Origin of the sequence: Ensifer sp. 22460, from assembly GCF_052044935.1 — a bacterium.
Taxonomy (GTDB): domain Bacteria; phylum Pseudomonadota; class Alphaproteobacteria; order Rhizobiales; family Rhizobiaceae; genus Ensifer.
Window position 1 is genome coordinate 22,369 of sequence record NZ_JBQENZ010000031.1, and the last position, 12,627, is coordinate 34,995.

Consider the following 12,627-nt stretch of genomic DNA (forward strand, 5'->3'; position numbering starts at 1 on the left):
CCTGCTCTCACTTGCGGGCGGCGGTGACATCTGCGATTGCGGCTGAGGGCCGGATCTTTGGAGGAGCCATGGGCTTTCTGGGCGATTTCTGTGACGACGTGGCGCGCTCGATCGGCTTCCTGAGCCGCATTCCCATGCCGGGACGCCACTTCGTCGGATATGACGGACGGCTGGACCGGGCCGTGCGCGCCTTCCCGCTCGCCGGCATCGTGATCGTCCTGCCCTCCGCAGCCGCTGCCAGCGCGATGATCGCGCTGCATGTGAGTTCGCTTTTTGCCGCCTTCGTCGTCGTCGCCATCCAGGCGCTGCTGACCGGCGCACTGCACGAGGACGGACTCGGCGACACGGCCGACGGCTTCGGCGGTGGACGCGACCGCGACGCGGCGCTCGCGATCATGAAGGACAGCCGCATCGGTACCTATGGCGCCGTCGCGCTCATTCTCTCCTTTGGCCTGCGCGTCTCGGCGTTCGCCTCCATCCTGCCGCTGTTCACGCCGCTTGGCGCCGGCATGGTGATCCTTGGTGCTGCAGCGCTCAGCCGCGCCGCCATGGTCTGGCACTGGTCCAGCCTGCCGCCGGCACGCAGTGGCGGTGTTGCAGCTTCCGCCGGCGTACCGGAGCCGGGAGCTGGCCGCTTCGCCCTCGGCTTTGGTCTTCTCGCCGCAATGCTGCTCTTCTATTTCGCCAAGGTACCGGCCTTCGGCCTGATCGCAACACTCCTCGCCTTCCTTGCCACTGTCAAAGGCTTCGGCCGGCTCGCAGCCGCCAAGATCGGGGGACATACGGGTGACACGATCGGTGCCACGCAGCAGCTCACGGAAATCGCAGTGCTCGGCGCCCTTGCGCTGACGGTTTGAAAGATCGATATATTCCGGGAAAAACTGGGCAACGCCATGGAATCTCCCTGCATTCTCGTCTGTTCCATCGATGACAACACCGGCTATTGTTTCGGCTGCGGCCGCACGCGTGACGAGATAGGCCGCTGGACGCTCTACACCGACGCCGAACGCCGGGCGATCATGACCACGCTGCCCGACCGGCTAGAGACGGTCGAACGCAAGCCTCGGCGCGAAACGCGCCGCAGCCGCATGGCGAGGGAACGCGGAGAAGCATGACCCGTCTCGCCATCCTGCTCTCGATCCTGGCCATTGGGCTCATCCTGCTGATCGTCAACCACGATGCCGGCCGCACCATGGGCCTTGCCAACGACGATTTCGGCCGGCTGGTCTCGTTGGGTGCGATCGCCACGCTGATCGGCGCCGGGGTCCTGCAAAGCCGCCGCCGTTTCGGCGAAGGGCTGCGCCAGGTCGCCATCTGGCTCCTCATCACGCTCGCCCTCGTCTCGGCCTATGTCTACCGCTTCGAATTGCATGGCTTCGGCAATCGCCTGCTCGCCGGCCTCGTCCCCGGCCGCGCGACCGTGATCACCGACAGCGAGGGCCAGCAGGAAGTGGTGCTGCACAAGATGCTGAACGGCCATTTCGAAACCGGCGTGACGGTCAACGGCAAGGACATCAACATGCTGGTCGATACCGGCGCCAGCAGCATCGCGCTGACCTACGAGGATGCCGAGCGGATCGGCCTTGATCCGGAAAACCTCAGCTACATCGTCACCGTCATGACGGCGAACGGCCGGGCGCAGGCGGCACCCGTCATGCTCCAGGAAATCTCCGTCGGCCCGATCACCCGGCGCAACATCGGCGCGACCGTGGCCGCCAAGGGGCGGCTCGACCAGAGCCTGCTCGGCATGAGTTTCCTGTCGACGCTGGAGATGCTGCAGATGCGCACCGACGAGCTGCGCCTGCGCGACTGAGCCACAGGCGTCAGAACAAACCGCAGCGGCGCCTGCCGTCAGTTTCTGAGCCGGTAGCCGGTGCGGAAGATCCAGGCGAGGATCGACATGCTGGCCGTCAGGAAGGCGAGGATGATCACGGCGCTGAAGATCGGGTTGACGTCGGAAACCTCGAAGAAGCTCCAGCGGAAACCGCTGATCAGATAGAGCACCGGATTGAAGTGACTGACCGCCTGCCAGAAGGGTGGCAGCATCTTCACCGAATAGAAGCTGCCGCCGAGGAAGACGAGCGGCGGGATCACCAGCATCGGGATCAGGTTCAGCTGCTCGAAGTCCTTGGCCCAGATGCCGATAATGAAGCCGAACAGGCTGAAGGAAATGGCCGTCAACACGAAGAAGAACACCATCACGAACGGATGCGCGATCGTCAGGTCGACGAACAGCGAGGCCGTCAAAAGGATGATCGTCCCGATCATCAGCCCCTTGGTCGCCGCCGCGCCGACATAGCCGAGCACGATCTCGACCATGGAGACCGGCGAGGACAGAACCTCATAGATCGTGCCGGTGAATTTCGGGAAATAGATGCCGAAGGAGCCGTTGCCGATGCACTGCGTCAAGAGCGTCAGCATCATCAGGCCCGGCGTGATGAACGCGCCGTAGGAAACGCCGTCGATCTCCTGGATGCGTCCGCCGATCGCGGCGCCGAAGACGATGAAATAGAGAGAAGTGGAGATGACTGGCGACACCACGCTCTGCAACAGGGTGCGGCGGGTACGCGCCATCTCGAAGAAATAGATCGACTTGATCGCTTCGATATTCATCGCCCTGCCCCCACGATTTCGACGAAGATGTCTTCCAGCGAGCTCTGCCGCGTGGAAATGTCCTTGAGCCGGATACCGGCTTCGGCCAAGGCCGCCAGCAGAGTGGTAATGCCGGTGCGTTCGGCGCTCGTGTCGTAATCGTAGATCAGACAGTGACCATCACCCTCGAGCGTCAGATTGTAGCTCGACAGCGTTTCGGGAACGCCATCCAGTGGATTGGCGAGATCGACCCGCAACTGCTTGCGCCCGAGCTTCGACATCAGTGCCGCCTTGTCCTCGACCAGCAGGATCTTGCCGCCGTTGATGACGCCGATGCGGTCGGCGATTTCCTCCGCCTCTTCGATGTAATGCGTCGTCAGGATGATGGTGACGCCGGAAGCGCGCAGCCGCTCGACAACCTCCCACATGCTCTTGCGCAGGTTGACGTCGACGCCGGCCGTCGGTTCGTCGAGGAAAAGCACCCGCGGTTCGTGCGACAGCGCCTTGGCGATCAGCACGCGCCGTTTCATGCCGCCGGAGAGTTCGCGCAGCATGTTGTCCTTTTTGTCCCAGAGCGACAGGTCCTTCAGCACCTTCTCGATATGGGCGGGGTTCGGCTTCTTGCCGTGCAGGCCGCGGGAGAAGGAGACCGTGTTCCACACGGTTTCGAAGGCGTCAGTGGTCAGTTCCTGGGGCACGAGCCCGATCATCGCGCGCGTCTCGCGAAACTCGCGCACCACGTCATTGCCGCCGACCGTCACCGTTCCGCCGCTCGGATTGACGATGCCGCAGATGATCGAGATCAGCGTCGTCTTGCCGGCGCCGTTCGGCCCGAGCAGCGCCAGGATCTCGCCTTCCTCGATATCGAGGCTGACGCCCTTCAGCGCCTGAAAGCCGGAGGCATAGGTCTTCGACAGATTGGAAACGGAAACGATAGGCGCCATGAAGCAGATCCGGATGCGGGGGGCAAAGTCGGCAGGTTTCGCCTATATGGGACAATTGATTGCGATTTGCAGCCTACCGGATGGAAAAAACAAGGTGACGCTTTGTCAATGCGGCTGCGACAGGCGAGCCTCCGTCCCCGCGCCGCCGCTCATTTGCGAAGGTTTGCGCGCCACCAGCCGGTCATGGATGAGCATGCCCGCAACCATCGCCGCGACGAAAAGGATCGTCGGCGGCAAACCGAGCGACAGCGAAGCGAGCGCCGGGCCCGGGCAAAGCCCCACCAGCCCCCAGCCGACGCCGAAGATTGACGCGGCGACAATCAGTCGCCTGTCGATGACCTGATTGTCCGGCAAATGGTAGGTTTCGTCGAACAAAGGACGCGTAAGCTGGCGCGTCAGCAAGACACCAAGCGCGGAAACAAAGACAGCGCCGCCGAGCACGAAGGCAAGGCTCGGGTTCCAGTTGCCGGTGATATCCAGAAACGCCCGCACGCGTGCAGGATCGAGCATGCCGGACAGCGAAAGGCCAAAACCGAACACGAGGCCGGAGACGAGCGTCGCCGCGAGGCGGAAGAAGACGCCGTTCATGCAAGCAAGCCCATGACAAAGACCGTGACGATCGCCGCGGTCATGAAGGTCGCAACCGCCGCAATCGAACGTCGCGACAGCCTTGCAAGACCGACGACGCCGTGGCCGCTGGTGCAGCCGGAGCCCATGCGGGACCCGAAGCCGACCAGCAGCCCGCCAGCCACCAGAAGCGGCCAAGAGGTTGTGACCGTCACCACCGGCCAGGCGCCAACGACGAGGCGAAAAAGCAGCGGCCCCGCCATCAGTCCCAAAACAAACAACATGCCGGTAGGAACCTGCGCGCCCTGCAGCAGACGTCCGACGATACCGCTGATCCCGGCCACCCGGCCATTGGCCACCATCAGGATCGCTGCCGAAAGGCCAATCAACAGCCCACCCGCCAGCGCATTCTCGTATTCATTCATGTTTTGGAACCATCCCGACAGAAGATCTGATAGAGCGCGCCAACCAGACGCGCCACCTTGTCGTGACTAAGCCGATAGAACACTTGCTTGGCCTGCCGACGGGTCGAGACAATGCCGGCATCACGCAACACCGTCAATTGCTGCGAGAGGGTCGGCTGGCGAATGCTCAGGCTCTCTTCGAGTGCCGCCACCGAGTGCTCACCCTCCAGCAAAGCACTCACGATCAACAGACGATTTCGATTGGCGAGAGTTCTCAGTATTTTCGAAACTTCGGCAGCGTGCACGGCCATATCCGTGCGCACCCCCGGAAATTGCATAACAGTTCCCATAACTTCCTCCTGTCGTTGCCCTAGGAGTGAGTGGAGCCCCAATGCTTGCTGCGGTTTGCCGACTACTATCCGTGATTGTTATACGAAGTAATATATTATCGTATTACTTATTAATAAACCAGACGAAACAAGACAGCGCGATCAGCCCTAGCGCCCCTAGCCTGTCCGTTGACTGTCAAATCATATAGAAAATTCAGATCGTTACAACGAGACCGCAACAGGGATGAAAACGCCATATTTGGGGCAACCGCCCGGACTATCTCAGGCAGCAGTAAAACTTCTGGTATAGTAAACGCAAATACGAGCCAGCGACGACACTTCGGCCCCCCCGGCCCGAAGGCCCGAAACCGCGTTTCGACGGAGGCTAAGCGCCGGGGCAAATGCAGGCATCATCCGTTATCCGGCGAAAGATCTGCGAATGAATCGTCACCAATCCCGTTCCCTTGTCACGAAACGGTGATGGTCTTCGAGCAATTTGCTCGCGCGGCGCGATATCGCCCTTTTGATTTGCGCTCGTGATTTGCACGCCGGAGACTCCCCCTTTTGCTCCGGTTGTTGGGCCGGCCTCCCCGCCGGCCTCTTTTTTTGCCGCATGCCATTTTCGCAGCCGCCAGCAGGAAGGTCCCGGACCCCACGTCAGTCGCAGTGACGGTAGCCGGTCTTGCGGGTTCTCAGATCGAAGTGGAAATGGTCCTTGTGGAACGGGTCGCTGCCCGGCCCGAGCACGGTGTTGAAATATTTGCAGCTATCGGAGCGCACAGCCTTCAGGAGGCCGCGTTCGCGAAACGCGAAGAAGCCCTTCTTGCGGACATCGATTTCCTTGCCGTTCTTCAAGACGAACTTGCCGACATCGATGGCGTTGCCGTGCGCATGTTCGGACATCGGATTGCCGCGGCGGGAATTCATCGTGCGGCAGGAATAGCCGCCGAGCGGCTTGATCGTCTTGACGCCCGACCAGTAGCGGTAGCGGGACGACGGCGCGAGTTCGTACTTCACCCACTTGGCGAAGGCTTCCGTCACCTCGCAATTGAGCTTGACCGCCGGCTTCACGCCAATACCGCCGGAGAGACCGCTGAGCTCGATCGGGTAGTCGATGCCGCAGGACGGCCCGTTGCTGATGCGCGGAATATCACGGAACACCACGCCGAGTTTCTTCAGGCGCTGGCGGCAGGCAATCTCGGAAGCCGGCATTTCGCCGGTGTAGTCGGGCGCCGACATCGGATTGCGCACGCGCGGCAGGAAGGCGACCTGCTCCGGCTCCTGGGTCCGCTGAATGGCGCGTCGCTCTTCCATGGCGCGTGCACGCTGCGCATCTTCGGCTGCAGCCTTCTCGGGAGAAAGCGGCGGCAGGTCCGGATCGTAGCCAAGGTTCGCCTCGTCCGCAGGCGCAGCCCCGGACGCCCCGCCGAGCTGGCGCACATTGTCTTCGCCGATGCCGTCGACGACCGGCTGGCTGGCATTGCCCTCGGCGATCTCGTTGCTCTGCTCTTGCGCCAGGCCGACGACCGGCTGCTCGACGCCGAGCATGGCATCCATGTTGACGCCTTCATCGGGAATGGCCGTGGAACCCGCATTCGCCGGCTGCGCACCGGAGGAGACCGCCTCGTCGCTATCGATCATCGGCAGCGAGCGCCGCGTTTGTTGAGGCGCCGCCTGCGCCGGTGCAACATAGTCCGGATTGCCGTTGCCCGTCGAAGCCGATGTTGCAGCGGGATAGGCCGCCACCTCGTCTTGCGGCACCGCGTCGACCGGCACGGGCCCGATCGAACCGACCCGGGAGCCGCCATCGATGCGGCCCGGCGGCGAAAGCGCGTCGTCGGTCGAACAGGCGACAAGCGATAGTGTCAGAACGAGTGCCGTCAGCGGGCGATGGAGACGAGTAACATACGCCATACCGGACTGCGCCTTCCTTCGGGCGGTCAGCAGACCACCACTCATCACCCCACCGCCCCCGCAACGGCGTACCCAGAGGCACGCAAGGATCGCTGCAGCACTTCGAATTGCTGCCTTTCGCCTGTGTCGCAAACCGGGCACAGCTGTCGAAAGACCTGATTTCGGGGGCATTTTATTCAAATACGGTAAACGAAGCCTTGCGTCCGATACCCGCGATCAAGGGTGCGGGTGCTTGCCGTTGCGACTGACCGCCGATAGCAAGAAGCCCGCGTCTTCGTCAGACGCGGGCTTCAAGTTTTCAGCTACGGATTCGCTGGATATCAGCGGCACTCGCCGCGATGCACGACCCGGAAGCCAGCACCGCCAGCCTCGCAGGCGTTCGAGAAGGTTTGCACGCGGCCGCCGCGCTGGCCGCAGACCGGCGCGAATTCGCGGGTGCAGAACTGGCCTTCGGAGGGACGGTCATCGTCGCGACGGCATTCGCCGCGGCCGATCACCTGGAAGCCCTCCGAGCGCGCCTGGCAGGCGTTCGAGAAGGTCTGCGTGCGCCGTCCGCGCTGGCCGCACACCGGATTGTACTCCATGGTGCAGGCCTGCGGTTCACGATCCGGCGGGCGATAGTCCGGACGGCATTCGCCACGGTGGATCACATTGAAACCGTCGGCCCTTGCCTGGCAGGAATTCGGGAAGGTGCGCATGCGATTGCCACGCTCGCCGCACACGGGCGCATATTCCATCGTGCAGACCGGCGGGCGGGTCGGCCTCGGGCCTGGACGCGGCTCGTCGACGACCACCGTACAGGCGGAGAGGAAGCCGAGCGCCAGCATCAGCACGGCGATCGGGCGCGTCAGAAGAAGTTTGAGAAGTGCCATGGATGTCCCCTCTAAAGCAACGGTCAGCAACCGGAGCGACGCCCCATCAACCACCTCCCGCATCTCGCGTATCTATCCGCAGCGATCCTAAGGTCAAGACTGTGCGGCCTGCTTTGCACGGCAATCACGGGCGCAGGTGGCGGGGGCATGCCCGGCTCACGGATCGATGTGGAGCTCGGTTGCAGCCGCGCGACATTTCTTCTTTTCAGCGCACAAGGCCGGCGTGGCAATGCCACGCCGGCCTTGTGCAATTCCAGACTATAGCGATCAGGCGGCGCGGCCGTAAGCCGAATGCGTTGCCGAGGACTGCAGCCGGAACTTTGTCAGCAACGACTTCAGTTCCCGGCTCTCTGCAGCCAGCGTCTGGCTTGCGGCAGTCGTTTCCTCGACCATCGCGGCGTTCTGCTGGGTCATTTGGTCCATGCTGTTGACGGCGACATTGACCTCCTGCAAACCGGTCGCCTGTTCCCGTGCTGCGGTCGCGATGGAGGCCACCTGTTCGTTGACCCGATTGACCAGCGTCTCGATCTCCGTCAGCGCTTCGCCGGTCGACCGGACCAGCTGGACACCGGCACCGACCTCGCGCACCGAGGCGCCGATCAGTTCCTTGATCTCCTTGGCGGCACCCGCCGAGCGCTGCGCCAGTTCACGCACCTCCTGCGCGACGACGGCAAAGCCACGGCCGGCCTCGCCGGCGCGCGCTGCCTCGACGCCGGCGTTGAGCGCCAGCAGGTTCGTCTGGAAGGCGATCTCGTCGATCACCCCGATGATCTGGCCGATCCGGCCGGACGAGCCTTCGATCCGCCCCATGGCGTCGATGGCATTGCGCACGATGCCGCCGGACTTGGCAGCGCTCGCCTTGGTCTCGTTGACCATGTCGCGCGCCTCGTTCGCCCGCTCGGAAGCGTGGCGGACCGTCGAAGTGATCTCGTCAAGTGCTGCCGCCGTCTCTTCGAGGGCCGCTGCCTGCTGCTCCGTCCGGCGCGAGAGATTGTTCGCCGCTTCCGAAATGTCGCCGGCGCTGGCGGTGACGATCTCGGTCGAGTGCGAGATGGAGCCGATGACATCGCGAAGCGCGGCAACGGCCGTATTGAAGTCCTCTCTCAGCTTGCCGTATTCCGGCGCGATATGGCCGATCTCGGCGGTAAGGTCGCCGCTTGCCAAGAGCTCGAGCGCGGCACCGACGGTCTCCATCGCATCCGCTTGCGCTTCCGCCGTTGCCCGCTGGCGCTGCTCGTTGCCGCGCCGCTCGGAACTAAGCCGCTCCTGCTGCTCGGCCTCGCGTGAACGCAGTTCCAGCCGTTCGCGAACGGAATCGCGCAGCACCACCAGCACCTTGGCCATCTGGCCGATCTCGTCGCCGCGGTCCGTCTCCGGCACCTCGGACGAAAGATCCTCATCGGCGATCGCCCGCATCGAGGCCTTCAGCTTCTCGACCGGCTTCACGACGCTGCGCACGATCGCAAGCGCCGCCATCAGAATGGCGAGTGCAGCGGCGGCGAGGATGCCTGCGACCTGCCAGGCGCGTTCGCGGAACATCGCCGCCAGATCGTCGGCATAGACGCCGGTACCGACCACCCAGCCCCAGGGCTTGAAGCCGGCAACGTGCGAATATTTCAGCACCGGCGCGTCAGCGCCCGGCTTCGGCCAGTAGTAGTCGACGAAGCCCTGGCCGCTCTTTTCGACGGTCTTGACGAACTCGACGAAGAGGTGCTTGCCGTTCGGATCCTTGTTTTCAGTGAGGTCCTTGCCGTCGAGCTCCGGTTTGATCGGATGCATCACCATGGTCGGATGCATGTCGTTGACCCAGAAATAGCCGTTGCCCTGGTAGCGCATCGCCTTGATCGCCTCGAGCGCGCGCTTCTGCGCCTCCTCACGCGAAAGCGTGCCGGCCACCTCCTGCTTGTGATAGGCGTCGAACACCGCGATAGCGTTCTCGTCCATTGCCGCGAGCATCGCCTTGCGCTCGCCAACGAGCTTGTCCTGCGCCTGAAACAGACCGAATGTCAGCGCTGCTGCCATGGTCAAAAGCGCAAATGCCACCAGCGCGTAGAGACGCGCCGAGATCCTGAATTTCTTCATTGCCAATCCCCTGCCCCTTCGGCGCTCCCGGCGCCGCCCCTTCGCAACCTGGCCGCAGCTGGCATGGCCGGCCGCACTCCAAGAGCCTGCAGGATAAGGAAAGGTCTTTGCAAAGCCCCTAACAACCGATCCCTAAATTTCACATTTCTCAAGCACCCCTTCGAAAGTCTAAGGCGACGGCACGGTGGGATGCTGCTCGCATTTGTGCGGCGGCGGGCCTTCCCTCGGCAAGCGCGGTCGGGTTACATCTTTCATCCAACAGGGAGACAGGCCGCATGACCGAACAGACCAAACCGACCGGCGAGCTGACCTTGCGCACGCTCGCCATGCCCGGCGACGCCAATGCGGCCGGCGATATCTTCGGCGGCTGGGTGATGGCACAGATGGACCTTTCCTGCGGTATCCGTGCGGCCGAGCGCGCTCGCGGCCGTGTGGTTACCGCGGCAGTCAAGGAGATGGCCTTCGCGCTTCCGGTCAAGATCGGCGACACGCTCTGCATCTATACCGATGTCGTCAAGGTCGGCCGCACCTCGATGACGCTCAAGGTCGAGGCCTGGGCCCAGCGCTATCTCTCTTCGCATCGCATGGAAAAAGTGACGGATGCGATCTTCGTCATGGTCGCGCTCGACGAAAACGGCAAGCCCAAGCCGGTGCCGGCGGAGGAATAGGAGCGGCGGCCGTGGATCAGGTTCCGACCAACCCGGAAATCTTCCCGCATATCCGCACCGTCATGGGCATGGTCGTCAGCCTGAGCCTGGCGAGACTGCTCAGCGGACTGGCGCTTTTCGTGCAGCACCCCGGCAAGACGCGCGTCTATTGGATCCACCTCGGCTGGGTCCTGTTCATGTTCGTGTTCCTCGTGCATTTCTGGTGGTGGGAGTTCCACCTGCATTCGCTCGCCGTGATCGACGTCAGTGTCTACCTGTTCGTCATCCTCTATTGCTGCGTCTTCTTCTTCCTCTGCGTGATGCTGTTCCCGACGACGCTCGAGGACTATAGCGACTACGAACACTATTTCATGTCGCGCCGTGCCTGGTTCTTCGGTTTCCTCGCGCTTGCCTTTGCCGTCGACCTCGTCGACACCGCGCTGAAGGGCAAGCAGTATTTTGCCTCCTACGGTCTCGAATACCCCGCCCGCAACACCGCCTATATCCTCTTCTGTATCGCCGCCGCCTGGACGGCGAATCGGCGCTTCCATGCCGCCTTCGTTGTCGCTGCGGTCGCCTATCAGCTTCTCTGGATGTATCGGGCCTTCGACCTGCTGGATTGAGACCGTCGATCGGATCGTCTGCGGAGGTTTTCCGCCTGGGGGTGCACCTCGCCCCTTGATCCCGAGGCGAGGCGATGCTTTATCCGTTAGACATATTTGAATCTCGCATCATGGCACGTCGGGGGACTGTCGCATCATGGAAATCTTTACCGCCGCCGGTCTGGCAGCGCTTCTGCAAGTCATCGTCATCGACCTCGTTCTCGCCGGCGACAACGCCGTCGTCATCGGCCTTGCCGCGGCCGGGCTGCCGACGGAGCAGCGCAAGAAGGTCATCCTCGTCGGCATCATCGCGGCAACCGTGCTGCGCATCGCGCTCGCCAGCGTCACGGTCCAGCTCCTGGAAATCATCGGCCTTTTGCTCGCCGGTGGCATTTTGCTGCTGTGGGTCTGCTGGAAGATGTGGCGCGAAATCCGCGAGCAGCAGGCAGCTAACGCGGCAGGCGAAGGCGGCGCTGCCAGCAACGCGCCCCAGAAGACCTTCATGCAGGCGGCCATCCAGATCGTCATCGCCGACATCTCGATGTCGCTCGACAACGTGCTGGCCGTCGCAGGCGCCGCCCGCGAACATCCGACGATTCTGGTTATCGGCCTTGCGCTTTCGATTGCGATGATGGGCGTGGCAGCCGGTTTCATCGCCCGGCTGCTCAACCGTTATCACTGGATCGCCTATATCGGCCTCGCAATCATCCTCTATGTCGCGCTCGACATGATCTATCGCGGCTGGGTCGAGGTCTGGCCGCACGTCGCGCCGGCCGTGGCAGCCATGGTCTGACGCCAGCGCGACGCGCTGCAGACCGTTAACAATGCAAAAGGCAGGGCTTGGGCCCTGCCTTTTTGTTTGCAGCGGTCTTAACCGCTACAGCGGCCGGACGCCTCTTAGCCCTTGAAGATGAACGAGGCGCCTAAGGCGATCAGGGCGAAACCGACCAGATGGTTCCAGCCGATCGACTCCTTCAGCCAGAAAACTGAGAAGGCGGCAAAGACCAGAAGCGTGATCACCTCCTGCATCGTCTTCAGCTGTGCGGCGGAATAGACCTGATGGCCGATGCGGTTGGCCGGCACCGCCAGGCAATATTCGAAGAAGGCAATGCCCCAGCTTGCCACGATCGCCATGTAGAGCGGTGACGACGTGTATTTCAGATGCCCATACCAGGCGAAGGTCATGAAGACGTTGGAAAACAGGAGCAGAAGAATCGGCCAGAGATAGGCCGGAGAGAGAGTGAAGGACATAGAGAACCTCGGGGCGCGAATCATGCTCCGACGATGCCCCGCAGCCCCGCCCGGGCGCAAGTCCTGCCGGCCTTCCATTGGCTCAAGTGACGCCTCGGAGCGAGCCGATACGGGATTTTCTGCCGGTCAGGGTGTCGAATCGACGACGAACCGGCATTTTTTCCGTCATTTAGCAAGTCATGCCCCAATATTTTACGGGTTTTGCCACAATTTTGTACTGGCGCATGAGCAATGTCGCTCGACTGTCCGACGGGACAGGCAGGGGAATACCACACTTCGAAACGGCGGTTGCCGTGAAGTTGGCTCCGCGCCTTGCGCGCGGTTCGCCGACACGCCGATGCTGCGTATCAGACGCTGGGCACGCGCATGTCCGCTGAAATTTCCCATGGGAACATTGGAAACAGTTGAGCAACCGGGTGCCAT

15 protein-coding genes are annotated in these 12,627 nt (G+C 62.7%); 6 read left to right on the forward strand and 9 right to left on the reverse strand.

Annotated features, from left to right (window positions below):
• Positions 1-68: 68 nt before the first annotated feature.
• The 3 genes from ACTJKM_RS29770 to ACTJKM_RS29780 are packed head-to-tail and all read left to right on the forward strand — an operon-like array spanning position 69 to position 1,813.
• Entirely contained in the window at positions 69-857 is a 789-nt protein-coding gene (locus tag ACTJKM_RS29770) for an adenosylcobinamide-GDP ribazoletransferase (RefSeq protein WP_440661540.1), read from the forward strand.
• 36 nt (positions 858-893) lie between these two features.
• Positions 894-1,115 (forward strand): DUF1289 domain-containing protein, encoded by a 222-nt coding sequence (locus ACTJKM_RS29775; RefSeq protein WP_058324049.1) that lies wholly within the window; start codon positions 894-896, stop codon positions 1,113-1,115.
• Positions 1,112-1,813 carry a retropepsin-like aspartic protease family protein gene (locus ACTJKM_RS29780; protein WP_058324048.1) on the forward strand — a complete coding sequence of 234 codons (702 nt, stop codon included), beginning with the start codon at positions 1,112-1,114 and terminating at the stop codon, positions 1,811-1,813. The genes ACTJKM_RS29775 and ACTJKM_RS29780 overlap by 4 nt, the downstream gene beginning before the upstream one ends.
• Before the next feature lie 38 nt (positions 1,814-1,851).
• On the opposite strand, the gene ACTJKM_RS29785 is transcribed toward ACTJKM_RS29780, so the two are convergent.
• From ACTJKM_RS29785 to ACTJKM_RS29820, 8 genes are all read right to left on the reverse strand, one after another.
• A complete protein-coding gene (locus tag ACTJKM_RS29785; RefSeq protein WP_440661542.1) occupies positions 1,852-2,613 on the reverse strand; it encodes an ABC transporter permease in 762 nt (253 codons plus the stop codon).
• Entirely contained in the window at positions 2,610-3,536 is a 927-nt protein-coding gene (locus tag ACTJKM_RS29790) for an ABC transporter ATP-binding protein (RefSeq protein ID WP_057248823.1), read from the reverse strand. Before ACTJKM_RS29790 ends, ACTJKM_RS29785 begins: the two co-directional genes overlap by 4 nt.
• A 105-nt stretch (positions 3,537-3,641) precedes the next feature.
• Positions 3,642-4,124, reverse strand: coding sequence for a YeeE/YedE family protein (locus tag ACTJKM_RS29795; protein ID WP_058328860.1), 483 nt, complete (start codon positions 4,122-4,124; stop codon positions 3,642-3,644).
• Positions 4,121-4,528, reverse strand: a complete 408-nt coding sequence (locus tag ACTJKM_RS29800; protein ID WP_058328861.1) for a YeeE/YedE family protein — start codon at positions 4,526-4,528, stop codon at positions 4,121-4,123. Before ACTJKM_RS29800 ends, ACTJKM_RS29795 begins: the two co-directional genes overlap by 4 nt.
• The gene (locus ACTJKM_RS29805) at positions 4,525-4,857 is read right to left on the reverse strand and encodes an ArsR/SmtB family transcription factor (protein ID WP_057248820.1); all 333 of its coding nucleotides are present in this window, start codon (positions 4,855-4,857) and stop codon (positions 4,525-4,527) included. The genes ACTJKM_RS29800 and ACTJKM_RS29805 overlap by 4 nt, the downstream gene beginning before the upstream one ends.
• A gap of 636 nt (positions 4,858-5,493) precedes the next feature.
• A complete protein-coding gene (locus tag ACTJKM_RS29810; protein WP_058328862.1) occupies positions 5,494-6,750 on the reverse strand; it encodes an extensin-like domain-containing protein in 1,257 nt (418 codons plus the stop codon).
• Positions 6,751-7,070: 320 nt separating this feature from the next.
• Positions 7,071-7,622 carry a Kazal-type serine protease inhibitor family protein gene (locus ACTJKM_RS29815; RefSeq protein WP_057248818.1) on the reverse strand — a complete coding sequence of 184 codons (552 nt, stop codon included), beginning with the start codon at positions 7,620-7,622 and terminating at the stop codon, positions 7,071-7,073.
• A 267-nt stretch (positions 7,623-7,889) separates the two neighbouring features.
• Entirely contained in the window at positions 7,890-9,704 is a 1,815-nt protein-coding gene (locus ACTJKM_RS29820; protein WP_058328863.1) for a methyl-accepting chemotaxis protein, read from the reverse strand.
• A 275-nt stretch (positions 9,705-9,979) separates the two neighbouring features.
• On the opposite strand from ACTJKM_RS29820, the gene ACTJKM_RS29825 reads away from it, so the two are divergent.
• The 3 genes from ACTJKM_RS29825 (at position 9,980) to ACTJKM_RS29835 (ending at position 11,746) form a co-directional block, all read left to right on the forward strand.
• The gene (locus ACTJKM_RS29825; protein WP_057248816.1) at positions 9,980-10,372 is read left to right on the forward strand and encodes an acyl-CoA thioesterase; all 393 of its coding nucleotides are present in this window, start codon (positions 9,980-9,982) and stop codon (positions 10,370-10,372) included.
• 68 nt (positions 10,373-10,440) lie between these two features.
• Positions 10,441-10,974: a hypothetical protein gene (locus ACTJKM_RS29830; RefSeq protein ID WP_210334465.1), complete on the forward strand. Its 534-nt coding sequence runs from the start codon at positions 10,441-10,443 to the stop codon at positions 10,972-10,974.
• A 136-nt stretch (positions 10,975-11,110) separates the two neighbouring features.
• A complete protein-coding gene (locus ACTJKM_RS29835) occupies positions 11,111-11,746 on the forward strand; it encodes a TerC family protein (RefSeq protein ID WP_058328864.1) in 636 nt (211 codons plus the stop codon).
• Between the two features lie 104 nt (positions 11,747-11,850).
• On the opposite strand, the gene ACTJKM_RS29840 is transcribed toward ACTJKM_RS29835, so the two are convergent.
• Positions 11,851-12,204, reverse strand: a complete 354-nt coding sequence (locus ACTJKM_RS29840; protein WP_057248813.1) for a DMT family protein — start codon at positions 12,202-12,204, stop codon at positions 11,851-11,853.
• Between the last annotated feature and the right edge of the window lie 423 nt (positions 12,205-12,627).